This is a genomic window from Geomonas limicola, from assembly GCF_014193675.1.
Taxonomy (GTDB): domain Bacteria; phylum Desulfobacterota; class Desulfuromonadia; order Geobacterales; family Geobacteraceae; genus Geomonas; species Geomonas limicola.
Genome location: NZ_BLXZ01000001.1, coordinates 262,114 through 288,348 on the forward strand (window position 1 = coordinate 262,114; position 26,235 = coordinate 288,348).

Here is a 26,235-nt window from a genome sequence, read left to right on the forward strand (position 1 = left end):
ACCTGAAAAAAAAAGGGCCCCCGGATCTTCCGGGGGCCCTTTTACTTTCTCTAACGTCTACCCGCTTAATCCTTGGCAGGCTTGAAGCTGATCACATCCATGGCGCTTTCCGCGTCGGACACGCCGTCCACCGTCAAGGCCAGGCGCAACGCCTCCTCGATCTCTTCCTCGGACTGGACGTGACCGGAAATGGTCACGACACCGTCCTCGGCGGTGATCCGGGACTGCAGGATGCGCACGCTGCTGGAGCGCAGGATCTCCACCTCGACCCGCTTGGCGAGGATGATGTCCTCGAGAAGCGCCATCGACTCCTCTTCGTGCTCCTTGAGCCGGGGATCCTTGACCGCCGTCATCACGCAATCGATCATGGCGCCTTGCGAGATGCGGGTGGTGTTGAACACGATGTCGTAGGCCAAGGGATCGTTCCAGTCCCGGTTAAAGTAGAAATGGATGAACCCGCCCAACTGGTGATCGCTCTTGCGGATCAGGTCGCGCGCCAGTTCGGGGTCGATCCACTCCCTCTCGGCGAATTTCTCGACGCGGTCCTCGAAGGGAGCCACGAAACGGACCTTCAATACGTTCTTGAGCCCCTCGATGAGATCCTGGCCGCCACGACCGTACAGGATCACGTTCCCCTTGCGGGCGCTCTCCAAAAGGATCAACTCCATGGTGCTCAGGTAGGCCGCCTGCAGCCGGTCTTCCGCGGTGCGGTAGGAGGGAGGCTTCTCATCGACCCTCTCCAGGATTTCAGTGGTCAGTCCATAGGCAGGAGCCAGTTCCTCGATCTTCACCCGGTCCACCAGGGTGTACTTGAGTTTCTTGGCCAGTTCCTTGGCGATGGCGTAGGCGCCGGTGCCCATTTCACGGGAAATGGTGATGATTGCCATGCGTGCCTCCTTTGCTAATGAAAACCGGGGCCATCATAGCACGCCAGGTTGCTCGTATACAAGGCTTTAGTAAGGATAAGTTGGGGAAACCCAAGTGATGCAGGGGGGATGGAGGGTATGGCGAGGGGGGTGGATTCCCCTCGCCGGATCGGTTAGAAGTTGTCGGAAGCCCGCTCGAAATGTGCACGGGGGTGCAGACAGACCGGGCAGAGCTGGGGAGCCTCGGTCCCCTCGTGAATGTGGCCACAGTTGCGGCACTTCCAGCGCACCGGTTCCTCGGCCGTGAAGACCGTGCCGTCTTCCAGCGAGGCAAACAGTGCCTTGTAACGCTCCTGGTGCTCCTTCTCGATCTTGGCGATGTTCTCGAACATCACGGCGATGGCGGTGAACCCCTCTGCGCGGGCCTCCTTGGCCATGCGCGGGTACATGTCGGTCCACTCGGCGAACTCGCCGGCCGCGGCAGCCTTCAGGTTGGTGAGGGTATCGCCAATCCCGCCCAGCGCCTTCAGGTGCAGCTTGGCGTGCTCTCGCTCGTTCTCGGCGGTCTCCATGAAGAGCGCGGAGATCTGCTCGTACCCCTCCTTTTTCGCCACGGCAGCGTAGTAGGTGTACTTGTTGCGCGCCTGGGACTCGCCGGCGAAAGCTTCCAACAGGTTCTGCTCGGTCTTGCTTCCCTTGAGTTCTGCCATGTACATCCTCCTTTGATGGTCCTTCCTTGTGCCGTCCGCTACTCCTCGTCCAGGCTCAGGGCAAGCGTAAGCAGCACCGACTTGGTGCGCGCCCCGCAACGGATGGTGAGCGGGACCTCGATCTTGCCACCGGCCAGCGGTCGCGCCGTACCGCCAAGCTCCAAGGTGAGCGGCTCGTCCGGGCCAGCACCCGCCGCGTCCCCCCCCCCTTCCCCGGGCGCAGCCGCACCGGTCGAACCGGCGGCAGCTTCCGGGGTCTCCATCAGCCCCTGCAGCGTATCGGTTCCGGCAACCCCTTCAAGACCCTTGGTGCGCAGTTCGTTCAAAACCGCCTTCACCAGGGCAAGCAGGGTCTGCAGGACACCCTCGCCGCTTTGGCTGCTCGCCTGGAAGCTGGGAAGCCGGGACGGGTTCAATAGGCGGTCCAGGTCCTGCTGCGCCACGGCGTCGGGAAGGTCCGACTTGTTGTACTGGAACACCAGCGGCACGCTGGAGAGGCTCTGCCCGTACCCTTTTAAAAAGGCGTCCAGGTTGTCCAGGCTCTCACGGTTGGCGGCGGCTCGCCCGGGAGCGACGTCGGCCACGAAGACCAGGCCATCCACCCCCTTGAGCACCATCTTCCAGGCCGCCGGTTCCACCACCTCACCCGATACGGTGTAGACGTGGAAGCGGACCCGGTAACCGAGCACGTTGCCATCGCCGGGCGGGGTGAAATCGAAGAAGAGCATGCGCGCTTCCTGGACGCTCATCACCTTCATGGCCCCCCGGAACTCGGGTCTGAGCTTGCTGTGCACGTGCTTCAGGTTGGTGGACTTTCCTGAAAGGCCGGGCCCGTAGAAGACGAGCTTGGCGTTGATCTCGCGTTTTGCCTGATTAACCAAGGCCATGACGATCTCCTTAGATTACCTGTCTTTGTTTTTGTTCAGCAGAATGCGTCGTGCCTGGCCGGCAATTACCGACGAGATGTTCTTACTCTTGGCCATCAGGGCGAGGTCCTTCTCGGACAGGGTCGCCACGAAGCGAAGTGCGGACGGCAGCGGAGTCTTGTTGTTCTCGGCGAGCGCCTTGCGGATCTGGGCGTTTTTCACCCACTCCTTGTTGGCGCAGATGAGCCGCAGGATCTCGTCGTTTTGCACCGCCGACTTGGCGATGGTAAGCACCTCGGCGTCGGTGATGCGCGGGTTTTTCATCACGGCCGAAGAGACCAGCTTGTTGGAGTCCTTGATCAGAAGGCCCCGCCACTCCTTGTCGCCGGTCATGGCCATCTTGATCTTGTCGCCGATCCCCATCTCCTGGGCCATCTGGAACTTGGACTGGTACTCCTCCTCGTTCAACTCCTGCTCGCCGTCGGTCTCGGCAGCCTCCTCGGGTGCCGCCTCCGGGTCCACGTCTGACTCCTCAGCGTCACTCTCGGCTGCGGGCTCGGGCTCAGAGAGAGCTGACACGGAAGGGGAAGCTGTTACACCCTGGGCCGGCTGGGCAAGAAACGCAGCGGCAGCCGGGGTGAGCGCGGGGTGCGCCAGGAAAAGCGGGACCAGATCCCCTTTGTCGCGGTGCAGCTTGACGAGCAGGTCCAGGATGCGCGGGTGCAGGTTGGGATCTTGGAGCAGCTGGCGCAGGAAGTCGGTGGAAAGCCCCTTGAGCGTCTCGAGAGCGGTCCTTTTCACCGCGGGGTCCGCGTCGTGGCAGAGGTAAAAGACCAGGAGCAGCGCATCGCGCGCCGGCAATCCTGCCTTGCCGGCTGCGGCCTTGAGACGCTCGGCGAGCGGCTTGTCCGCACCGATGTACGGAGCAGCCGCCGCCGAGACCTTGAAGGTGACCTTATCGGCCGGTTGACTCATTACTTCGCCTTGGAGGCTTTAACCACACCGGCATCCAACCCGGATTTTTTCAGTGACTTTGCCGCCTTTTCGGCTGACGCCATATCGGCGAAAGCACCGGCGCGCAGCTTGTAGACCGCCACCGGCAGGGTGGCAGTCTTGGGCAGCAGCTGGACCCCCTTGGCCTGGAGCCGGTTCTGCTCGCTGGCTGCCTTGCTCTCGCGCAAATAGGAGCCGGCATAGACGGCATAGCGGCCGTTTTCCTTGAGCATGAAGGCGTCCGGTGCGGCAAGCTTCAGGCGCTCCAGCTCTTCGAGCGCCTCGTCGCGGTTGGCGAAGTCGGCAAGGAAGAGCCGGTGCATCGGTTCGCCCTTCTGGCTCTTGGTCTTCACCACCTGCGCGATCCCGGCCTTTTTCAGTTTCGCCAGGGCCGAGGTTACCTCGCTCTCGGCGAGGTCGCCGTTGATCTCCAGGGCATAGGCTGCCGCAGCAACCTTCTTGACCGGTACTGCAGCCTCTTTCCCCGCCGCTTTCGCCGCGGTCTTCTTCTCCTTAGCCTGAGCGGGCTTGGCCTCCTTGGCGGGCTGTCCCGGCTTGGCAGCGGCAGCCTTCTTCTCCTCAGGCTTACCGGCCGGAGCCTTGACAGCTTCCTTGGGCGCCCCCGGCTTGGCAGCTTCCTTGGCGGGAACCGCGGCGGCCTTCTTCTCTTCCGGTTTGGCCTTCTTCTCCTCGGGCTTGCCGGCTGCTGCTTTCTTCTCTTCGGGCTTGGCAGCAGGCTTTCCTGCCTCAGCCTTCTTCTCTTCCGGCTTGGCAACAGGCTTTCCAGCCTCGGCTTTCTTTTCTTCAGGCTTGCCGGCCGTTGCCTTGGCGTCCTCCGGCTTGCCCGGCGCAGCCTTGGAGGTATCGGGACGCGGCGGCAGCGGTTTTTTCACCGGTGCTTCGGCGGCCGGCGACGGCAGCGGCTTGGGCTCCTCGCCGCGCGGCTTGATGAGCCCGGTGAAGAAGTAGAGATAGGCGAAGACAAGGATGAGCAACAGGAGGATGAGCAGGAGCAGTTGCTGTGAACTCTTTTTTTCCGGCAGCTGATCCTCTGCATCCGGGTTGAAATCTTTGGCCATGTTGCTGATCCTCCTCTTTGTAAATGGTAGTACTCAATGTTCAGCCGGAAAGAGACGTCTGGTAGACGTCCCGCCCCGGCCGCCTGGTCCCCGCGAGGTTCAGGCGGCCGGGAGTTCCGATAAATTAAAGCAAGGTGCCTGCAGCAAATCGAGGAGCCACGCGGTTTTTAGTGGGCACCGTTACCGTTCCCCTTCTGGTTCAGCGACTCGGTAATGATCTTTTGCGCCAGGTGACTCGGCACCTCCTCGTAGTGCGAGAATTCGGAGGTGAACAGGCCGCGGTCACTGGTCATCGAGCGCAGGTCGTTGGAGTAGGTGAGGACCTCGGACATCGGGACCACCGAGCGGATGATCTGGGAGTTCGCCTTGGGCTCCACCCCGACCACCTTGCCGCGGCGCGAGTTGAGGTCGCCGATCACGTCACCCATGTTCTCGTCGGGAACCGTGACCTTCATGTTGACGATCGGCTCCAAGAGCACCGGTTTGCAGAGTTCCATCGCCTTTTTGAAGGCCATGGAGCCGGCCACCTTGAACGCCATCTCAGAGGAGTCGACCGTGTGGAAGGACCCGTCGATGAGCGCCACCTTGAAATCGACCACCGGGTTGCCGGCGAGGAACCCTTCCTTGGCGGCATCCTGGATACCCTTGTCGACCGCCGGGATGTACTGGCGCGGGATCACGCCACCCACGATCTTGTCCTCGAACAGGTACCCTTCACCGCGCGGCAGCGGCGAGAGCTCGATCCAGCAATCGCCGTACTGGCCGCGGCCGCCGGACTGCTTCTTGTATTTCCCCTGCACCTTGGCGCTCCCCCTGATGGTCTCCAGGTAGGGGACCTTCGGAGTCTTCAGGACCACGTCCACGCCGAACTTGCGCTTCATCTTCTCGACGATCACTTCAAGGTGCACCTGCCCCATGCCCGAGATGATGAACTCCTTGGTCTGGGTATCGCGGTGCGACTCGAGGGTGGGCTCCTCCTCGATCATCCGGTGCAGCGCGTTGTGGATCTTGTCCTCGTCGGCCTTGGTCTTGGGCTCGATGGCGTAGGAGATGACCGGGGCAAGCTGCTGGGCCGGCTCGTAGAGGATCGGCTTGGCCTCGGCGCACAGGGTATCGCCGGTCACCGTCTCCTTTAACTTGGAGACCGCAACGATATCGCCGGCGACCGCCTGCTGGACCGGGTGCTGCTTTTTCCCTTCCAGCTCGTAGATCTGTCCGATACGTTCCTGAACCCCTTTGCTCGGGTTCCAGACCGTGGAGTCGGAGTTGAGTACCCCCGAGTAGACCCTGAAGATGGTGATCTTGCCGGTGTAAGGATCCGAGGTGGTCTTGAAGACCAGCGCCGAGAACGGCTCGTTCTCGGAGGGGGCGCGCTCGATGATCTCCTGGCTCTTGGGATCCATGCCGACCGCGTTGGTGCGGTCCAAGGGGGACGGCAGGTAGTCGCAGACCGCGTCCAGCAACTGCGCCACGCCGATGTTCATGGCGGCGGAGCCGCACAGCACCGGGGTGAAGGTGTTGCGCATGGTGCCGACCCTCAGGCCGTCCAGGATCTCCGCCTCGGTGAGCTCCCCAACCTCCAGGAACTTCTCGGTGAGCGCGTCGTAGGCCTCGGCCACCGTCTCAACCATCATGTCGCGCAGCCGGTTCGCCTCGTCCAGGTACTCGCCGGGGATCTCCTCTTCGCTGAACTTGCCGGAGAGGTCGTCCTTGTAGACAAAGGCCTTCATCCGGATCAGGTCGATGACCCCCTTGAACTCTGCCTCCAGCCCCAAGGGGATCTGCACCGCGACACCGCGGGCACCCAGGGCCTTTTCCATGTCATCGATGGCGCGGAAGAAGCTGGCGCGTTCCCGATCCAGTTTGTTAACGAAGGCGATGCGCGGGATCTCGAACTCGTTGGCCCACTGCCAGACCTCTTCGGTCTGCACCTTCACCCCCGAGATGGCGGAGAGGATGACCACGGCGCAGTCCAGGGCGCGCATGCAGGCGCGGGTATCGGCGATGAAGTTGCCGTAGCCCGGGGTGTCAACCAGGTGAATGGAGTGCCCTTTCCACTCGCAGTGGTCCAGGGAGGAGGTGATGGAGATGCGACGCTTGATCTCCTCAGGCTCATAGTCCATCGTGGAGGTGCCATCGTCGACGCGCCCGAGGCGGTCGATCATCCCGGCGTCGAACAGGATCGCCTCGGCAAGCGAGGTCTTCCCGGCACCCCCGTGAGCTACAATTCCCAGATTGCGCAGTTTTGCCGTTTCATACCTTCCCATAGTGCCCCCCGTTGGAATTTAATCAGTCACTGACCTACTTCGAACGAAATACGAGCTTTGAGAGAAACGAACTCCAGTTTCCGGTACTATCCTCCTGCCGCGACCTCCTTTGAAAAGGTTCTCTGTGGTGTGTGTTCTCCGTTTAAAAAGCATGGGCTCATCTTGCAGCCTGCCGGTCGTTTCCATCCGTCAGTTTAACTTTGGCACCGAAGCGGTTCAGATGTTCACCATAAAACAAGAGAACGTAGAACTAAGAACCGCTTTATTTGTTCCTGCGGTAGATGATGCGCAGCCCCTCCAGGGTGAGGAACTCGTCCACATTCTCGATAGTGGTCGATTCCGGCGCGATCAGCGAGGCGAGACCGCCGGTGGCAATGACCTTGGGGTTTTCCTTCCCCTCCCCTTTCATGCGCTGCACGATCCCGTCCACCAGGCCGACGTAGCCGAAGAAGATACCGGCCTGCATCGAGTTCACGGTGTTCTTGGCGATGATGCTGGCCGGGCGGGCGATCTCCACCCGGGGGAGCTTGCTCGCCTTCTGGAAGAGCGCCTCCATGGAGATCATGAGCCCGGGGGCGATGGCGCCGCCGCAGTACTCGCCTTTCTTGTTCACGTAGTCGAAGGTGGTGGCGGTGCCGAAGTCGACGATGATGAGCGCGGTTTTGTACTTCTCATAACCGGCAATGGCATTGACGATGCGGTCTGCCCCCACTTCTTTGGGGTTATCGTAGTGGATCGGCATACCGGTCTTGATGCCGGGGCCCACCACGTACGGGGTTATCTCGAAGTACTGGCGGGAGAGTTTCTCCAGGACGCCGGTAAGGGTTGGCACCACCGAGGAGATGATGATGTCCTTCACATCCGAAAAGACGATCCCGGCGAGCCTGAACAGGTCGTGAAACAAGATACCGTACTCATCGGTGGTCTTGAACTTGTCGGTAGAAACGCGCCAGTCCTTAACCAGCCGCTCTTCGTGGTAGATACCCAGTACGATATTGCTGTTTCCAACGTCGATAACCAGCAGCAAAACAGACCCTCCAACAGGGATTGATAGAAAATCTCAAATATGAACAGGGATGAACAGGATAAAGGGGATAAACCCAAAATCTTCAGGGTCGAGCCAAACCTGAAAAGACCAGGCAGTAAAGACTGACAGCTTCAGGTCGTACTAAAGGATGTCGTGGTTCAAGCCTTGTGCTTTTATCCCGCTTATCCCGTTCATCCCTGTTGGTTGTTTTTTGGTTAGGTATCCCTGTCCAGCAGGGTTACGTCCCCGGAGAGCACGGTTTCCAGCGGCCCCTGTTCCGGCTGTACCAGGAGGGCGCCGAAGGCATCCACCCCCTGCACGGTTCCCCGGAACTCACGGTCGCCGGAACTCACCTTGACGCGACGCCCGCCGATTGCCGAACGCTCCAGCCATTCGGCCCGTATAGGGGCCTCCCCCTCCACCAGGAACCGGTCGTAGAGTACGTCAAGTTCTTCGAGGAGCGCCCGGGTGAACCCGACGCGCTGCACCGGTTGGCCCGAGGCCTCGAGGAGCGAGGTGGCAGGATGGCGCAGGGTGCTCCCCAACTGCCCCAGGCGCATGTTCAGGTTCACCCCGATCCCCAACACCACGAAGTTCACCTTCTCGGTCTCGGCGTTCATCTCGTTTAACAGCCCCGCGACCTTCTTCCCGTCTACCAGGATGTCGTTGGGCCACTTGATCTGCGGCGAAAGCGTCGTTACGCGCTCGATGGCACGCGCCACGGCGACCACGGAAAGAAAGGTGAGCTGGCAGGCGGCAACCGGAGAGATCGGGGGACGCAACACCACCGAACAGTACAGGTTAACACCGGGCGGAGAGAGCCAGACTCGACCGAGCCTCCCCTTCCCCGCCGACTGCGTGTCGGCGATCACCACAGTGCCCTCGACGGCACCATCCTCGGCCATACGGAAGGCGACGGAGTTGGTCGAATCAGTCTCTTTCAGGCAGACCACGCGGCCGCCGACCCGCCTGGTGGCGAGCCCGCGCGTCAGGTCCGCCGGGGTGATCAGGTCGGGCGCAGTCACCAGGCGGTATCCCTTGGCAGGCACCGACTCGATCCGGTACCCCTGACTGCGCAGCCCCTTGATGTGCTTCCAGACGGCGGTGCGCGACACCCCGAGTTCACGGCTCAACGCTTCGCCCGAGGCAAAGCCTGCCCCAGCCAGCATGATCTCCAGGATCCTGGCGTCGACACTCTCCTCTAGCAACACTCCTCCATCAACATGGAAATGTCGGCGGCCCTTACCGAGTGGGTGAGCGCTCCGACCGAGATGATGTCGACTCCGGTGAGGGCGATGCCGCGAATGGTCTTCAGGTTCACCCCACCGGAGGCCTCAACCAGCGCACGCTTGTCGATCAGGGCCACCGCCTCGTTCATCTGCTCCAGGGTCATGTTGTCCAGCATGATGATGTCGGCACCGGCCTCGAGGGCCTGGCGCACCTCGTCGAGCGACTCGGTCTCCACCTCGATCTTCAGGGTGTGGGGGATGAAGGCACGCGCCCGACGGACCGCCTCGGCGATCCCGCCAGCTGCGGCGATGTGGTTTTCCTTGATGAGCACCCCGTCGTAGAGGCCGGTGCGGTGATTGGTACCGCCGCCTACGCGGACCGAGTACTTCTCAAGTACCCGCAGGCCGGGGGTCGTCTTCCTGGTATCGACCACACGGGCACCGGTCCCCTCGAGTTCCTTCACGAAGGCAGCGGTCTGCGTGGCGATGCCGCACATGCGCTGTAACAGGTTCAAGGAAACCCGTTCTCCCTGCAGAAGTGCCGCGGCGTCACCCTCGATGCGGGCGATGACCGTTCCTGGCTCGACACGGGCGCCGTCCTCGTATACTGCCTGGAATTCTGTGCTGGGATCCAGTCGAGAGAAAACACGCGCGGCTACTGAGAGACCGGAAAGAACCAGCGGTTCCTTGGCAACCAGGCGTGCCCGCATGCGACGGGCCTGGGGAAGCATGGCTTGAGTGGTGATGTCGCCGGTATGAATGTCCTCGGCGAGTGCTACTTCGATTATCTTGTCAATTCCGTTCATGTATTTAGGCATCTCCATCGTCTAAAGCGGCAGTTTTTTATAGCACAGCTTAACCAACCCCGCAACCGCTAATAGAGTCGGGCAAACCGCTACTGACGCAGTTCTGACGGCACCCCGGCCTGGGTTGCCTGACGATCGAGATCGGCCAACTGTTTCTGCAGTTCTGCGATGTGCAGTTCATCGGCCGAGACCTCGGCCTGCATGCTGTTTACCGCGACCCGGTCTTGCACCCTGGTATAGATAATCCGTTTGCGCCTGAGTTCGGCAAGCTTGTTCTGCTTTTCAGGGAGCCCGTCCTGGAGGGTTTTCAGCCTGTTGCGCAGCGCGGCGAAGGAGTCGCGCCACCAGCCAGCCGACTTTCCACCGTAGCTCGCAGGCTCCGCCTGCAGGACGGAATCGGTCTGCGTGGACGGTCCGGAAGGGCTTGCCGGCACCGGCGGTTTCACGGCGCTGGGCTCGTCGGCAATATTCATTTCTTTGGCACGGTGACGGTACTTGGCGGGGATAGTATCGGGGTTATCGGTGAAGTGGGTGACGCCCTGGGCATCGACCCAGGTGTAGAAGGCTGCCTGTGCGTCCGGGGAGTGAATGGTCAATAGAAACAACAACGCGACGAAAGTCATCTTCATACTTCCCTCCAGAATCTCCAGTGCAAAAAATCGGCTAAACATGAAAAACGATAAAGACTTTTGAATTGACGCTGGTGCGATCCGTGTGTATATTATGGCGGCTTCTGCCCGGGTCGGCAAAGCAAATCATAACTTTCAACGTCAGAAGGAGTGTACCATGCAGTTTCGCCTTTCCGTTCTAACGCTGTTCATTCTTTGTGCTTTGCCGATTTCTGGTTGGGCTCTTGAGACCAAGGACATCAAGTTCCCTATCAAAAACGCCGATCCGGTTACCTTCAGCCACGACGTTCATCTGAAAGCCTATAACAACAACTGCAAAATCTGTCACAACGCCATCTTCAACCTGAAGGACAAGCGCCACTATACCATGGCCGAGATGGAAAAGACTAAATCCTGCGGCGCCTGCCACACGGGCGTCAAGGCTTTCAGCGTTGCCGATGGCAAGAGCTGCAACCGCTGCCACAAAGGCAAACCGCGCAACGTCGAGTACAAGGTGAAGGGCGCTGGGGAGATCGTGTTCAGCCACGCAAACCACCTGGCCAAAGTCAGCAACGATTGCAAGGCCTGCCACAGCAAGATCATCACCGGCAAGGACGGTCGCGTCACCATGGCGCAGATGGAAAAAGGGAAAACCTGCGGTGCCTGCCACAACGGCAAGCGCGCCTTCACGGTGGCCGGTAACTGCGGCAACTGCCACAAAGGGATGAAGCCCCACGACATCACCTTCAAGATGAAGGGGATCAACCAGGTGGTGTTCAGCCACGATGTCCACACTTCGGCCTACAGCTGCAAGGAGTGCCACACCAAGGTCTTCGCCTTCAAGGCCGGTGCAAAACACTACACCATGGCCGAGATGGAGAAGGGTAAATCGTGCGGCACCTGCCACAACGGCAAGGACGCCTTCTCGGCGGCCGGCGATTGCAACAAGTGCCACAAGGGCTTCAAGCCGGGCACCATAATCTTTAAAACCGACAGCGGTGACGCCAAGTTCAGCCACGACTTCCACCTGGAAGCCTACAAGTGCGCCGACTGCCACACCAAGGTATTCCCCTACAAACGCGGCGTCCAGCGCGCCACCATGGGTGACATGGAGCACGGCAAGTCCTGCGGTGCCTGCCACAACGGCAAGGACGCCTTCAGCGCCGCGGGCGATTGCGAGAAGTGCCACAAGATGTAAGCTGTCGAAAATCGACGAGCACACACAAAAAGCGGGGTCCCCAGGGACCTCGTTTTTTTCATGCCTACCCTCCTCCCCCCGCCAGTTCTCACCCGCTACCGCACTAGCCTGAGCCCCCTGCGCGAGTATACTTGAGCTGGCCTGCTCTCGTCTGGATGCGGACCGACCCTGCAAAACAGTCTTGCCATTATCAGGTACCCGGGAGGTAGGTCATGGCAGAACTCTATATAGGATGCAGCGGCTTCAGCTACCGCCATTGGCGCGGCAACTTCTACCCCGAGGCTCTCCCTACCAAATCCTGGTATGCCCACTACCGTAGTGCCTTCTCCACGGTCGAACTGAACGTAACCTTCTACCGCACCCCACGGGCGGAAGCCTTCGACACCTGGTACGCCAACAGCGAGCCCTGGTTCAGTTTTGCCGTCAAGGGGAGCAGGTACATCACCCACCTCAAGCGCCTCGTAGATACCGAGAGTTCTCTCGAGCACTTCTTTACACCGGTGCTTCATCTCAAGGAAAAGCTGAAGATGGTGCTCTGGCAGCTGCCGCCGGACTTCAAATGCGATCCGGGACGCTTGAAGGGCTTTATTAAAGAGTTGATGAACTACCCGGTGCGCAACGTCTTTGAGTTCCGCAACGAGAGCTGGTTGACGCCTGAAATCGTTGCGCTGTGCCGGGAACACCGGGTGGGTCTTTGCATGGCTGATCGCCCCTCGTTTCTGGACGCGCCCCCGGTGACCGCGGACTTCGTCTATCTGCGCCGGCACGGCGCGGAAGGGAACTACATCGGCGAGTATTCCGAGGAGCAGGTGACACGTGATGCAGAACGGATCAGGCGCTACCTGGCCGATCAGCTCGACGTCTTCATCTACTACAACAACGACGCCGGAGGTGCCGCACCACGCAACGCCCTGCAACTGCGCTCCCTTTTAGGCGCTGCGGGCACCCCCCACCCTGCCCCAGGTATTTCTAGGCCTTCGCGAGAAAACTGACCGGCTTTTCCGCCGGTATCTCAGCGCACAGCTTTGCGACCTCACCTCCTTTCGCAGCATAGGCAACCACGATCTCATCCGAGAGTTCCACGATGAGCCGGTTTCTCTGGCGACACTTGTCCCTGCAGGGGTGGGAGACACTCTCCGCGTATCGGGTTACCACAAGTAGATCCCCCTTTGCCAAGGCTCGATCCGCTCCGGGGAACGAGGGTAGAGCCAGACCGCGAGCCAGCACCCAGACCAGCGGGTGTCCCGCAACGAGTAACCAGTCAAGCAGCACCTTCTCCAGCGGGACCTGAAACCCGGAGACGATGCAGCCATTATCCCTGCAACGCTTTTCGAACCAGCCACGGGCCAAGGTGACCGCTTCGCTCGGGCTACTTCGAGAGGCAAAAAAGGCAGTCTTGTGCAGGCGCAGCAGTTCTGGATTCCCCAACATTGCCCCCAATCCCACCAGTTCCATACCCCCTCCGGGCTGCCTGTTTCCGAAATCATAACGCTTCAGTGTAGCAGAGGTCTGCTGTCGAAAAATGAGGTGCGTCCCAGGTTTTCCAGTTTCCAGTAGGATAAAAGGCAAGGGCCTGCCCCTTTTAGGACAAATGCTTATTTTTGAGCACCCCTTAAAACGCTCCGAATTGCCATGAGTTAGCACCTGCACCAGTGCGCGACTGTCGTGATATGGGCACCATTCATCCGGAAGAGCATCGGCATATTTGAGGCCATTCCCATGCTATTCCGGTTACTTATATTAAATTCCGGGCTCTGGCATGACTGTTGTAGAACAGATTGTGCTTTCACTCTGGCGCTTCTGAAACTGACAGCAACGGTCACTCAACACCAGGAAACAGTGTAAGGAATTTCGACAGAGTAGCGAAGGCTCTTACGACCCTCTCCCGAGCGCCTCACAAAGACCACGAACAGCCAAGTATGAAGTAAATCCTAATTTATTACCATTTAATTAGGATTTGCGCATTATTGCGTCAGCAATACGCCTACCCCCTACTTTTTCCCTTCCAATCCCACTGTAAAAGTTTGTAAAGAAAATCGACAATTCGTAAGAGAATGTCCCACTGATATTTCTCCTAAACAGTGCCCCAGTTCAGAGCCCCTCATCTCTATTTATCTAAATATCCACAGAAAAACCAATCCTTACGATATCTTTCCCTGAGTTACACCCGGTTCTTTTGTGTCGAATAAGTTAACAAACCAACCGTCCAAGACCATTGTGAGCGCGATTTACAAGCTCACGCCACACTTAACTCGACACAATTAAAAGAAATTTTACCCTTGGCACCGAACTTGCTCAGGGGTTGCAAAACAGTAATCAACTTTTGTGAAGGCTGGCACACACACCTTTTTTTGGAATGAACAGCTGTAATTACCAGGACCTGTTGTCACCGGCAGGAACTACATCAAACAGGAGGCAGAAATGAAGAAGACCACCGGAACCGTTTTAGCACTGCTTACATTGATCTGTGCACTTTGGGTCGCGCCAGCCTTCGCGACCAACTACAACATCACGGGCTACACCGCCTCGCTCTTGGTCACTGACCCGGTCGGTAACGTCCTGGGCGGCGATACTGGTCTAAACGGCTACTACAGCCTTGATCTGGTGGGCAGCGGCGGGGCAAACCTCTCTGGAACCCTCACCCTGTTCCAGGCAAATGCCGATTACAGCCGTAACTTGGTGATTCCCGCCGTGCTCTACAGTGCCGCGCTGATCGACAAGTTTTATTTCACCCTGGTAGGTGACGACTTCACGTTGGGTAGCGACCTAGGGGGTGACATGCTCCGGTTTAACTACGCCGCACTTCCCACAGACCCTAACTACCCGGATGTCTTTACCGCCCGCGCGCTGAATTTGGGCAACGGTAATGTCTTCGTAAACCAGTTCTTCAACGAGCAGTATTATGCCAGTGGTCCTGATGGCAATCCGACCAACCCTATTACCGCCTACGGCGCCATACTTTCTGACGGTTTCACTGCCACTGACGTGAACGGCAACTTCATCGACATGGTCATCGACGATGCGTCTGCCCCGGTTCCCGAGCCGTCCACCTTCCTGCTTTTGGGCTTGGGCCTCGCTGGCCTTGGCGTGCTGCGGCGCCGCAACTCCTGCGCCTAATGCCCCGCCGTAGGTAACAACTGGCACGCAGTGGTATTCAGCTAACGAACGATTTTCTTGACCAACGAAAGGAGTCGCATATGAAAGAGATTTCCCGGAGAAAGTTCCTGCAGATATCCGCACTGACGGCCGGCGCGACCATGCTCCCGATGCCGCTTAAGTGGTTGGGAACGGGCAAAGCACATGCCTTCGCCCAGAGCAACAACACGCTTTTGAAAAAGGACGCCTACCCGCTGCGCGGCCTTGCGTTCTCCGGCAACGTACTGGGCGCCATCCCGCCCGATGCCTTTTACGCCAACGACCCCAACGGGATCCCGGTATTAACCGGCGCTCCTGACAAGTACTTCGCGAACACCATGCAGTACGACATTACGTTGGGAGAGTACCAGGACCAGTTGCACCCCGGCATGCTGCCCACCACCCTTTACGGCTACCACGACACCAACAACCCGGCGGCGAAAAAGCACCTGGGCGGCATCATTATTGCGGCGCGTGGCACCGCTTCGCGCCTGCGTTTCACAAACAAGCTCCCTTCCACCCACATCATACCCTTGGACACCACCGTGCCGGGCGCCATCCAGCGTCCGGACCGCACCGCGACACACCTGCACGGCGGCTTCATCCCCTGGGTGAGCGACGGCGGGCCGTTCGACTGGTTCTCCCCGGACGGAACCAGCACCGGATCCACCACGGGCAGAGGGACCGCCTGTGCAGGGATGAGCTTCCAAAACGGCAAGGGTGGCTTCCTGGATATCCTGACCGAGAACACCATGAAGGCCGGCCAAGGCGACTACTACTATCCCAACGACCAGAGCACCAGGCTCATGTGGTACCATGACCACGCCTGGGGCATCACCCGCATCAACGCCTACGCAGGTATCGCCACCGGCTACCTCTGCCTCGACCTCGCCCAGGAAATACCGTTTGCAGCCGGCGCCGTCCTCGACATAGTAACCGGCACCAAAGGTAACGCAGACGGTCCCAAGTGCGGTCAGATGCCGCAACTCACCCGCCTGGTCCCGCTCGTGTTCCAGGACAAGATTTTCGTGAACAGCACAACTACAGCAACCGACCCTTCTTGGGCCAACGTGGCACCCTCCCGGGTCCAGGGGGACGGAAGCCTTTGGTACGCCCACATCTACGAACCGAACCGCTGGCGCCTCAAAACTGGCCGCGGCTACAAGACCCCGCCGAACCCGTCCTGCATCGCGGAGTTCTTCGGCGACACCATGCTCTGCAACGGGACCGTGGCTCCAGTAGTCCAGGTGGAAGCGAACCGTTTCCGTTTTATCCTGCTCAACGCCTGCAACGCAAGGTTCCTCAACATCAACCTTATGAAGGTACAGCCGGGATGCGAGATCACCACCGACCCGGTCACCCTCGTACCCAACGGTCAGTACGACTACATCAACAACGTTGCCGTTCCTGCTCTCCCCACTCCGGGACCCAAGATCATCCAGATGGGCACCGAAGGTGGTTACCTGCACAAAGCGGTCGAGTTCCCGGCCACCGCTCCGACTACGGCTAACGGCAACATAATTCCCTTCAACCCGGCAACCTTCTCCGGCAACCTGATTGTCGGGTGCGCCGAGCGCGTGGACTGCATCATCGACTTCACCGGCGCGCAGGATGGTGACGAATTCATCTTCTACAATGACGCCGCCGGCCCCTACCCCGGTGGTGACCCGCGCAACGATTACTTCGTCGGCAACCCGAACACCCCGGCAGCGCTTCCCGGGAGCATCATCGACACCCGTAACATCCTGCGTTTCCGCGTCAAAAAACAGGGTAATTCGGACCCGCAGCTCGTTCCGGCTTCCGGGATCGAGCTCCCGCCGCTCGACCCCAAGGAGATCGCTCCCTTTGGCGCCCCGGGGGCACCGCTCCAGGTTCCCGCGGGAACCTTCGTGCGCGACCTGACCCTCAACGAGGACTTCGACGCCTACGGCCGTCTGCGCCAGGTGCTGGGGACCACCAAAAAGGCACTGGTCGGTTCCGGCTTCGGCTTGGAGTACCTCGCCCCGGCGACCGAGATTATTGCCCAAGGAACCACCGAGGTCTGGCGCATCTTCAACACCACTGCTGACACGCACCCGATGCACTTCCACCTGCAGACAGGACAAATTATCTCCCGCCAGCCTTTCAGCATCGTCAACGGCATCTTCGTCCCGACCGGCACGCCGCGCGGCCCCGAGCCCAACGAACTGGGTTGGAAAGAGACTGCCAAGTGCAATCCGGGCGAGGTAATCTCCATCGTATTCAAGTGGGACCAGGTACCGGTACCTTTCGACGTCCCCTACTCCGACCGCCAGATGGGCTCCCTGGGTGCCGCCATCGCTCAAGCGAACGAGTACGTATGGCACTGCCACATCCTCGAGCATGAAGAGCACGACATGATGCGCCCCTTGGTCATAACCGGAAAGAACCCGATGCGGCCGAACATCGTCCCCACCGGTGGCACCCTTGCCAAAGCACCGCAACTCTTCAAGGTAACCTTACCGGCTAACCACAGCTTCACCGTTACTTCAAGCGCAGGCGCCCCGGCGGTCGTGGGACAAAGCGCTACCAACTTCACGGTTGACTTCACCGGCGCTACCGGTACCTTCACCTACACAGTTACGGACAGCGGAACCGGTCTGAGCTCCACGGTTACCGTAACCGTCTAACGGTCTCTCCATATTCAATGGGCACTGCCAACCCCGGCGCTTCCTGCGCCGGGGTTTCTTTACGCCAAACCCCAGCCTTTCATGAAGGCTTCAGACTTACCCCTACCCCAAACCGCCTGAAATGGTTGACCTTTTTTACGACAATGGTGAAAAAAGAGCAGCATCAGAAATCCTCCCACATCGGGTGTTTTTTCACCGTCAGAGAATCGGGAAGCTATAGTTCCGGAGCACCCCTTTCCCCAACGGTGATGTGCCCCGTGTCCCGGTAACCCTGCACCAAAAGGACTTTTTTGATCCGGTTTCTCTCCTTGGCATGTTTTCTGTATTCAGTCGAATCAGACTTCGGCCCATCAGCATCTCCCGGCGTCGAAATCAGCAATACCTGTTGCACCTGTACCTATTTCATGCCATCAAAAGGAGAACTACCATGGTCAAAGAGATGTCGCGCAGGAAATTCTTGCAGATAACAGCGCTGGCTACCGGAGCCACCATGCTCCCGCTACACTGGATCGGATCTACCCAGGCCCAGGCCTTCGCCCAGAGTCTGCCGCTTTTGAAGAAGGACGCCTACCCGCTGCGTGGCCTCGCCTTCTCCGGCCCGGTGCTGGGGAGCATCCCCCCCGCCGCGTTTTACGCGAACGACCCCAACGGTATTCCGGTCCTCTCCGGCACCCCTGACCCCTACCTGGCCAACACGCTCAAGTACGACGTGACGGTTGAGGAGTTCCAGGATCAGCTGCACCCGAAGATGGGCCCGACCACCCTGTACGGCTACCGCGACACCAACAACCCCACGGCTCGTAAGCACCTGGGTGGGATCGTGATCGCCTCTCGCGGGACCGCGTCGCGCATGCGCTTTACCAACAACCTGCCGTCCACCCACATCATTCCCGTCGACACCTCGGTTCCCGGCTCCAACCAGGCACAGAACCGCACCGCGACCCACCTGCACGGCGGCTTCATCCCCTGGGTGAGCGACGGCGGCCCCTTCGACTGGTTCACCCCGACCGGAACCAGCACCCTCAGGGGTACCGGAGCGGCAGGTCTTAGCTTCCAAAACGGCCAGGGGGGCTTTCTGGACGCCTTGACCGGCAACACCATGCAGCCGGGGCAGGCCGACTACTACTACACCAACGACCAGAGCACCCGGCTCATGTGGTACCACGATCACGCCTGGGGCATCACCCGGATCAACGCCTACGCAGGCGTCGCCACCGGTTACCTCTGCCTGGACCTGGCACAGGAAGCGCCCTTTGCTGCCGGCGCGGTGCTGGACCTGGTCACCGGGACCACCGGCAACGCAAACGGCCCGAAGTTCGGTCAGGTCCCCCAACTCACCGAGCTGATCCCGCTGGTGTTCCAGGACAAGATCTTCGTCAACTCGACCACCACGGTCACCGACCCGACCTGGGCCACCGTGGCGCAACCCCGGGTACAGACCGACGGCAGCCTCTGGTACGCCCACGTCTACGACCCCAGGCTGTACCGGCTCAAGTCCGGCCGCGCCATCGCTGCGCCCCCCAACCCCTCCTGCGTGCCGGAGTTCTTCGGCGACACCATGCTGTGCAACGGCACCGTGGCGCCGGTAGTACAGGTGCAGGCGCGCCGCTTCCGTTTCATGATGCTGAACGCCTGCAACGCCCGCTTCCTGAACCTGAACATGCTGCAGGTGAACCCCGGGTGCGAGGTGAGCACCAATCCGAAGACCGGACTGCCGGTCGGCCAGTTCGACTACGTGAACAACGTAGCCGTGGCGACGCTCCCTGCCGTGGGTCCCAAACTGATCCAGCTCGGCACCGAGGGGGGCTACCTGACCAAGCCCGTGGTCTACCCGAAAGTCGCCCCCACCGCAGCTACCGGCAACATCGTACCCTTCAACCCGGCGACCTTCACCGGTAACCTCCTCTTGGGCTGCGCCGAGCGCGCCGACATCATCATCGATTTTTCCGGTTATCCGGTTGGGACCGAGTTCGTGCTCTACAGCGACTCCCCGGGCCCCTTCCCGGTGGGCGCCCCCACCAACGACTACTACGCCGGCAACCCGGCGACCCCGAGCGCCGTGGCCGGTTCCACCGTAGACACCCGCAACGTGCTGCGCTTTAAAATTGTGGCCGGCGGTGCCGCCGACCCGCAGCCCGCAGCCACCGGCATCCAGCTCCCCGCCATGGACCCGCCGGCCCTGGCCAGCGGAGCGGGGGGTATCACCCCGCTTACCGTTCCGGCTGGCGCGGTGGTACGCAACCTGACCTTGAACGAGGACTTCGACGTCTACGGCCGTCTGCGCCAGGTGCTGGGCACCACCACCATGGGTCTGGTCAACAAGGCCTACGGGCTTGACTACCTGGCCCCGGCTACCGAGGTGATCGCCCAGGGGAGCACCGAGGTCTGGCGCATCTTCAACCTGACCGCGGACACGCATCCGATCCACTTTCACCTGCAGACTTGCCAGATCGTGTCGCGTCAGCCCTTCAAGCTGCTGGGCGGCGTCTTCACCCCGACCGGCGTGGCCCGCGGCCCCGAGGCCGAGGAGCTCGGCTGGAAGGAAACCGTCAAGATGCACCCCGGTGAGGTTACCAGCGTCATCTTCAAGTGGGACCAGGCCGCGGTTCCCTTCGACGTCCCGTTCAGCGATCGCCCCATGGGTTCGGCGCTCGCGCCGCTCATCGCCCAGGCCAACGAGTACGTCTGGCACTGCCACATCCTGGAACATGAGGAGCACGACATGATGCGGCCGCTGGTCATCACCGGCAAAAACCCGCAGCGCCCCAACGTGGTCCCCACCGGCGGAGTGGTTCCCAAAGCGGCGCAGCTCTTCACCGTGACCCTCCCCGTCGGTTCCGCCGGCTTCACGGTCACCGCGAGCGCCGGCGCCCCGGCACCGATCGGTTACAGTGCGAACAGCTTCAGCGTCGACTTCAGTGCCGCCGCCGGAACCTTTACCTACAGCGTCCAGGACACCACGACAGGGCTTGCCTCGACGGTAACGGTAACGGCTTAATGAGCATCGGCGGGGGACTTGGAACGTCCCCCGCTATTCCCTGTTGGGTTGGCTGGCCCCGGTGCTCCTGCATCGGGGCCCTTTTTTGGCGGAATACCGCATACTAAGCTTGACAAATGTGAAGGAAAACAATATTGTTTTCATTAGCTCAAACTACACCACGAGTAGCCCCACCCCTCGGAGATGCCATGAAACGACAGTCGACAAAGAACGTGCTCAAGAAGGTGTTTGACAATCTGGACTGGCCCATTCTGGAAAGTGGGACGGACATGCCCATGATCCGTATTCTGTCCGATTACAAGAACAAGTCGCACTTCAAGTACGTCCCGGACAAGGAGCAGAACAAGAGCAGTGATCTCGACCACCTGCACGAACTGGGGCACGCAACATTCTGCGAAAAGGTGCATCCGGTGTTCGCCACCAACAGCCAGTTCCCTGCCCTGGCAAACAAGAAGCAGTTCCTGCCGATGCTTCCCGCCTTGAGCACGGCAAGCGACTGGTTCGTCTGCCATTGGCAGCAGGAACTCCTCCCCGAGGAGATGTGCGGGGTGATTCGGGAGAGTATGCCGCTGGTAGAGGAGATCCTCGGCAAGGAGGAACTCCCCCCCATCGAGATCATCCTGGATGCCTCGCTCCTGATCGCTCAGGCCAAGCGCTACCTTGACGAACCGATCGACTGCGGCGGCCCGCTCAAGGACCTGGTGGACGCCTTTCTATCCGTCCCCCCCGAGGCCCCCTCGGCCGAAAACCTCACCCTGCTCATCAACAAGCTGATGGCAACCTACAGCGAAGAGCGGGTGTGCCTGGTGCCGGAGGCTGACGCCCTCGTCTGGAACATCGAGAAACTCGAGGCCGTTGCGCCGGCGGGCATCGTGTCATGAACCGGCTGCTGGCCGGCGCCGCGCTTCTCGTCCTGGTCGGCGCCTCCTTTTTGGCCGGCGCCTGGGTAAGTCATCGCGCGGCACCGCAAGCCGGGACAGCCGCAGCTCGCAAGATCCTGTACTGGGTCGACCCGATGCACCCCTCCTACACCTCGGACAAACCCGGGATCGCCCCGGACTGCGGCATGCCGCTCGAGCCGGTGTATGCCGACGGCAAGTCTGCCAGTGCGGGGAAGGAAAAACTGCCACCGGGGACGGTACAAGTCTCGGCCGGGCAGCAGCAGCTCATCGGGGTGAAACTCGGGACGGTGGAGCGCAGTGGTGCGAACCAGACCCTGCGGCTCAGCGGCCGGGTGGTCCCCGACGAGCGGCGCACCTACGTGATCAACGCCACCATCGACGGTTGGATCACCGGGGTGGGCAACAACACCACCGGCTCGATCGTGAAAAAGGACGAGGTGCTGGCGACCTTCTACAGCTCCGAGTTCCTCTCGGCCGGGCAGGCGCTCATCTATGCCCTGACCTCCATGGACCGCTCCATGGGGAGCACCGCCACCACCCAGGCCCAGAAAGACCAGATGCAGCAGTTCAACGTAAGCCTCAAGCAGTACCGTGACGCCCTGCGCAACCTGGGGATGGGCGACGCCCAGATCCAGCGCATGATTACGACCCGCAAGTACATGGAGAACATCGACGTCGCCTCGCCGGGAAGCGGCCTGGTGCTGGTTCGCAACGTCTCCCCGGGCCAGCGCTTCGAGCGCGGCAAAGAGCTCTACCGGATCGCCGATCTCTCCCGGATCTGGGTACTCGTCGACACCTACGGCGCCGAGGCCGACCTGATGAAGCCCGGCAGCACGGTTGCCATCTCCCTCCCCAACCGCAACGCGCATTTCACCGGCAAGGTATCGGCAACCCCAGCCATTTTCGACCCGGCCAGCCGAACCCTCAAGGTCCGTGTCGAGGTCGACAACCCCCACTACGTTTTGCGCCCCGACATGTTCGTGGATGTGGAACTCCCCAACCGACTCCCCGACCTTCTGGCCGTCCCCGCCGAGGCCGTTCTCGATTCCGGGCTCAGGAAGGTGGTCTACGTCGAGCGGGCCCCCGGGCAGTTCGAGCCGCGCGAGGTGGAGACCGGCAGGAGCTTCGGTGGGCGCGTGGAAATCATCTCCGGCCTCAAGCAGGGGGAGCGCATCGCCCTCTCCGGCACCTTCCTGCTCGATTCCGAGAGCCGGATGAAGACCTCGGCGGCCGGCATCACGAGCGTGGCACACCAGGACCCGTTCTGCGGCATGTACGTCGACGAGGCGAAGGCGACGGCCGCTGGGCACCAGCTCCAGCGTGCCGGAGTCACCTACTATTTCTGTTCCGACGACTGCATGAACAAGTTCCGGAAAAACCCCGCCGCCAAGGCCCCCCACCAGTCGATGTCGCCCTCCCCCGCCCCGGGGCAGGCAACGGCAAAAGAGCACGGCGAGCACCGGATGCCCCCAAAGGGCGCAGCGACCGGCCACCCGGATCATGAACCGGGGAAAAAGGATCACCCCACGAAACAGGAGAAGGGGCAGCCGGGGCACGACATGGGCCAGATGGAGATGGGCCAGATGGACCACAAGCCATGATAGACCGGATCATCGAGTTCTCGGCACAGAACCGCTTCCTCATCCTCATCCTGGCGACAGTCCTTGCCCTGTGCGGCTGGTGGTCTTTAAAGCACCTCCCTCTGGACGCCATCCCCGACCTCTCCGACACCCAGGTGATCATCTACTCGCGTTGGGACCGCAGCCCCGACCTCGTCGAGGACCAGGTCACCAACCCGATCGTCTCCTCCATGCTGGGTGCCCCGAAGGTGAAGACCGTGCGCGGCTTCTCCGACTTCGGCTACTCCTTCGTCTACGTCATCTTCGAAGAAGGAACCGACATCTACTGGGCGCGCTCCCGAACCCTCGAGTACCTCTCCGCCGTGCAACAGCGCCTCCCCCAGGGGGTGCGCACCGAGTTGGGGCCCGACGCGACCGGCCTTGGCTGGGTGTTCCAGTACGCCCTGGTCGACACCACCGGGACCCGCAGCCTGGCCGAGATCCGCTCCTACCAGGACTGGTACCTGCGCTACTACCTGAAGTCCGTTCCCGGCGTAGCCGAGGTGGCGCCGATCGGTGGTTTCGTACGCCAGTACCAGGTGAACGTCGACCCGAACCGGCTCCAGTCCTACCGGCTCTCCATCAACAAGGTGGTGGAGGCGGTGCGCGGCGGCAACGCCGAAAGCGGCGGGCGCCTGGTCGAGTTCGGCGGCACCGAGTACATGGTGCGTGGCCGCGGCTACGCGAAGAGCCTGGAGGATTTCGGCAACATCGTGGTTTCGGTGAACGAGGAGAGCGGCTCGCCGATCCGGGTCAAGGACCTCGGGACGGTAACCCTGGGGCCCGACTTGCGCCGCGGCGTCGCCGACCTGAACGGCACCGGCGACGCGGTCTCCGGCATCGTGGTCATGCGCGAAGGGAGTAACGCGCTCCAGGTCATCGACCGGGTCAAGGCGAAGCTGAAGGAGATCGAACCGGGGCTGCCGCACGGGCTCAAGGTGGTCCCCATCTACGACCGTTCCGACCTGATCCTGCGGGCCATCGACACCCTGAAGGGGACCCTGGTCGAGGTGATCCTCACCGTCATGCTGGTGATCGTGGTCTTCTTGTGGCATCCCCCCAGCGCCCTTATCCCTGCGCTCACCATCCCCTGCGCCGTACTGATCTCCTTTATCCCGCTCAGGATGATGGGGGTGAACGCCAACATCATGTCCCTAGGCGGCATCGCCATCGCCATCGGGGCGCTGGTGGACGCAGCTATCGTGGTGGTGGAGCAGACCCACAAAAAGCTCGAGGCCTGGGAGGCCGGAGGGAGGGTCGGCGACCAGCGGGCCATCGTGCTGAGCGCTCTCAAGGAGGTGGGGGGGCCGAGCTTCTTCGCCCTGCTGGTGATCGCGGTCGCCTTTCTCCCGGTCTTCGCGCTGGAGGCCCAGGAGGGGCGTCTCTTCAAGCCGCTCGCCTACACGAAGACCCTGGCTATGGCAGCGGCCGCCTTCCTGACCATCACCCTCGACCCGGCGCTGCGCGTCATGCTGAGCACCACGCGCCACTTCTCTTTCCGGCCGCGCCCCTTGAGTCGGCTGCTCAATGCCGTCACTGCCGCCCCCTTCAGAAACGAGCAGGATCACCCGGTAAGCCGGACCCTGATCCGGATCTACGAGCCGGTGGTACGCTGGGTCCTCTCCCAGAAACAGCTCGTATTGGGGACCGCTCTGCTGCTCGTGCTCCTTACCGTCCCCCTCGCGCTTAAACTGGGGAGCGAGTTCATGCCCCCCCTGGACGAGGGGAGCCTCCTCTACATGCCGACCACCATGCCCGGCATATCGGTCGGCGAGGCCCAGAAACTTCTGCAGGTAACCGACCGGATCATCAAGGGCTTCCCCGAAGTGGACCAGGTTTTGGGTAAGGCCGGTCGCGCCGAGACCCCCACCGACCCAGCGCCTCTTTCCATGCTGGAGACGGTGATCACCCTGAAGCCGCGCGAACAATGGCGACCGGTGGAGACCTGGTACTCCGGCTGGGCGCCCGAGCCGCTCAAAAAGGTGTTGCGCCGCATCACCTCCGACCGGCTCTCCCAGGAGGAACTGGTCGACCAGTTGAACCAGGCCCTGAAGATCCCGGGGGTATCCAACGCCTGGACCATGCCCATCAAGGGTCGCATCGACATGCTGACCACCGGCATCCGCACCACCCTCGGGCTCAAGATCTCCGGCGCGAACCTGGTGGAGATGGAACAGATCGGCGCCCAGGTGGAGGCCACGCTGCGCCCCATCAAGGGGACCCGTAGCGTCTTCTCCGAGCGCACCGGCGGCGGCTATTTCCTGGACATCACCTGGAACCGCGAGGAGCTGGCCCGCTACGGCCTCAGCATCGACGAGGCGCAGTCCGTGCTGCAAAGTGCCATCGGCGGCGACAACGTGACCACCTCGATCCAGGGGCGCGAGCGCTATCCGGTCAACGTGCGTTACCAGCGCGACTTCCGCACCGATCTCCCCGCCCTGCGCCGCGTGCTGGTCCCCGTGGCCGGCGGCACCCGGCAGGTCCCCCTGGGTGAGCTTGCCGAGGTGAGCGTGGCGAGCGGCCCGTCGATGATCCGCAACGAGGACGGCCTCCTGACCGGCTACGTCTACGTCGACCTGCAGGGGCGCGACCCCCAGGGGTACATCGACGAGGCGGCACCGCTTTTGCGCAAGCAGGTGGAGCTTCCGCCCGGCTACGCCCTCTCCTGGAGCGGCCAGTACGAGGCGATGCAACGCGTGAAGGAGCGGCTCACCATGGTGGTTCCGGTGACCCTCTTGCTCATCATGGGGCTTTTGTACCTCAATACCAGGAGCCTGGTGAAGACCTCCCTCATCCTGCTGGCGGTCCCCTTCTCCGCGGTAGGGGCCTTCGTATTCCTCTGGCTTTTGGGGTATCACCTAAGCGTCGGGGTCTGGGTCGGTCTCATCGCGCTGTTGGGGGTGGATGCCGAGACCGGCGTCTTCATGCTGCTCTATCTGGATCTCGCCTACCAGGAGGCCAAGAAGGCGGGGAAGCTGAACAGCCTGGTCGAGTTGCACGAGGCAATCGTCGAGGGTGCCGCCAAGAGGATCCGCCCCAAGTTCATGACGACCGCGACCATGTTCCTGGGGCTGGTTCCGGTGATGTGGGCAACCGGCAGCGGTGCCGACGTGATGAAACACATCGCGGCGCCGATGATCGGCGGCATCTTCACCTCCTTCTTGCTGGAGCTCCTGGTCTACCCGGCACTCTACGAGATCTGGAAGTGGCACTTCGAGTTAAAGGGGGCCGTTGCGGCAGCCTTGCCCGAGGCAGAGCCGCCACGTGCCGAACTCGCCTAAGGG

General features: G+C 61.2%; 19 protein-coding genes. 8 read left to right on the top strand and 11 right to left on the bottom strand.

Annotation, left to right across the window (positions count from 1 at the left end; translation table 11 throughout):
• Positions 1 to 65 precede the first annotated feature (65 nt).
• The 10 genes from H7688_RS01055 to H7688_RS01100 form a co-directional block, all read right to left on the bottom strand.
• Complete coding sequence (locus H7688_RS01055; RefSeq protein WP_183359173.1) at positions 66 to 887, bottom strand: cytidylate kinase family protein; 822 nt, start codon at positions 885 to 887, stop codon at positions 66 to 68.
• Positions 888 to 1,039: 152 nt separating this feature from the next.
• Complete coding sequence (gene rbr / locus H7688_RS01060; protein WP_183359174.1) at positions 1,040 to 1,576, bottom strand: rubrerythrin; 537 nt, start codon at positions 1,574 to 1,576, stop codon at positions 1,040 to 1,042.
• Between the two features lie 38 nt (positions 1,577 to 1,614).
• Positions 1,615 to 2,463, bottom strand: coding sequence for a GTP-binding protein (locus tag H7688_RS01065; RefSeq protein WP_183359175.1), 849 nt, complete (start codon positions 2,461 to 2,463; stop codon positions 1,615 to 1,617).
• 15 nt (positions 2,464 to 2,478) lie between these two features.
• A complete protein-coding gene (locus tag H7688_RS01070) occupies positions 2,479 to 3,417 on the bottom strand; it encodes a hypothetical protein (protein ID WP_183359176.1) in 939 nt (312 codons plus the stop codon).
• A complete protein-coding gene (locus H7688_RS01075) occupies positions 3,417 to 4,514 on the bottom strand; it encodes an SPOR domain-containing protein (protein ID WP_183359177.1) in 1,098 nt (365 codons plus the stop codon). The genes H7688_RS01070 and H7688_RS01075 overlap by 1 nt, the downstream gene beginning before the upstream one ends.
• A 167-nt stretch (positions 4,515 to 4,681) precedes the next feature.
• Entirely contained in the window at positions 4,682 to 6,781 is a 2,100-nt protein-coding gene (gene fusA / locus H7688_RS01080) for an elongation factor G (protein WP_183359178.1), read from the bottom strand.
• 262 nt (positions 6,782 to 7,043) lie between these two features.
• Positions 7,044 to 7,808: a type III pantothenate kinase gene (locus H7688_RS01085; protein ID WP_183359179.1), complete on the bottom strand. Its 765-nt coding sequence runs from the start codon at positions 7,806 to 7,808 to the stop codon at positions 7,044 to 7,046.
• A gap of 215 nt (positions 7,809 to 8,023) precedes the next feature.
• Positions 8,024 to 9,016 (bottom strand): biotin--[acetyl-CoA-carboxylase] ligase, encoded by a 993-nt coding sequence (locus H7688_RS01090; protein ID WP_246329668.1) that lies wholly within the window; start codon positions 9,014 to 9,016, stop codon positions 8,024 to 8,026.
• Positions 9,010 to 9,843 carry a carboxylating nicotinate-nucleotide diphosphorylase gene (gene nadC / locus H7688_RS01095; RefSeq protein ID WP_183359180.1) on the bottom strand — a complete coding sequence of 278 codons (834 nt, stop codon included), beginning with the start codon at positions 9,841 to 9,843 and terminating at the stop codon, positions 9,010 to 9,012. Before nadC ends, H7688_RS01090 begins: the two co-directional genes overlap by 7 nt.
• Positions 9,844 to 9,932: 89 nt before the next feature.
• Positions 9,933 to 10,472, bottom strand: a complete 540-nt coding sequence (locus H7688_RS01100; protein WP_246329669.1) for a DUF4124 domain-containing protein — start codon at positions 10,470 to 10,472, stop codon at positions 9,933 to 9,935.
• Between the two features lie 157 nt (positions 10,473 to 10,629).
• On the opposite strand from H7688_RS01100, the gene H7688_RS01105 reads away from it, so the two are divergent.
• Together H7688_RS01105 and H7688_RS01110 are read left to right on the top strand one after the other, a co-directional pair.
• Positions 10,630 to 11,649, top strand: a complete 1,020-nt coding sequence (locus tag H7688_RS01105; RefSeq protein WP_183359181.1) for a cytochrome c3 family protein — start codon at positions 10,630 to 10,632, stop codon at positions 11,647 to 11,649.
• Positions 11,650 to 11,861: 212 nt separating this feature from the next.
• Complete coding sequence (locus H7688_RS01110; RefSeq protein WP_183359182.1) at positions 11,862 to 12,641, top strand: DUF72 domain-containing protein; 780 nt, start codon at positions 11,862 to 11,864, stop codon at positions 12,639 to 12,641.
• Here the strand turns inward: H7688_RS01110 and H7688_RS01115 are convergent.
• On the bottom strand, positions 12,619 to 13,104 hold the full coding sequence (locus H7688_RS01115; RefSeq protein ID WP_183359183.1) for a DNA-processing protein DprA: 486 nt from the start codon (positions 13,102 to 13,104) through the stop codon (positions 12,619 to 12,621). The genes H7688_RS01110 and H7688_RS01115 overlap by 23 nt on opposite strands.
• A 966-nt stretch (positions 13,105 to 14,070) precedes the next feature.
• On the opposite strand from H7688_RS01115, the gene H7688_RS22450 reads away from it, so the two are divergent.
• From H7688_RS22450 to H7688_RS01145, 6 genes are all read left to right on the top strand, one after another.
• The gene (locus H7688_RS22450) at positions 14,071 to 14,766 is read left to right on the top strand and encodes a PEP-CTERM sorting domain-containing protein (protein ID WP_198424444.1); all 696 of its coding nucleotides are present in this window, start codon (positions 14,071 to 14,073) and stop codon (positions 14,764 to 14,766) included.
• Positions 14,767 to 14,846: 80 nt separating this feature from the next.
• A complete protein-coding gene (locus H7688_RS01125) occupies positions 14,847 to 17,432 on the top strand; it encodes a multicopper oxidase domain-containing protein (protein WP_183359184.1) in 2,586 nt (861 codons plus the stop codon).
• A 427-nt stretch (positions 17,433 to 17,859) separates the two neighbouring features.
• Complete coding sequence (locus tag H7688_RS01130) at positions 17,860 to 20,430, top strand: multicopper oxidase family protein (protein ID WP_183359185.1); 2,571 nt, start codon at positions 17,860 to 17,862, stop codon at positions 20,428 to 20,430.
• Between the two features lie 188 nt (positions 20,431 to 20,618).
• A complete protein-coding gene (locus H7688_RS01135) occupies positions 20,619 to 21,311 on the top strand; it encodes a hypothetical protein (protein WP_183359186.1) in 693 nt (230 codons plus the stop codon).
• The gene (locus H7688_RS01140; RefSeq protein WP_183359187.1) at positions 21,308 to 22,933 is read left to right on the top strand and encodes an efflux RND transporter periplasmic adaptor subunit; all 1,626 of its coding nucleotides are present in this window, start codon (positions 21,308 to 21,310) and stop codon (positions 22,931 to 22,933) included. Before H7688_RS01135 ends, H7688_RS01140 begins: the two co-directional genes overlap by 4 nt.
• On the top strand, positions 22,930 to 26,232 hold the full coding sequence (locus H7688_RS01145) for an efflux RND transporter permease subunit (protein ID WP_183359188.1): 3,303 nt from the start codon (positions 22,930 to 22,932) through the stop codon (positions 26,230 to 26,232). Before H7688_RS01140 ends, H7688_RS01145 begins: the two co-directional genes overlap by 4 nt.
• Positions 26,233 to 26,235 lie beyond the last annotated feature (3 nt).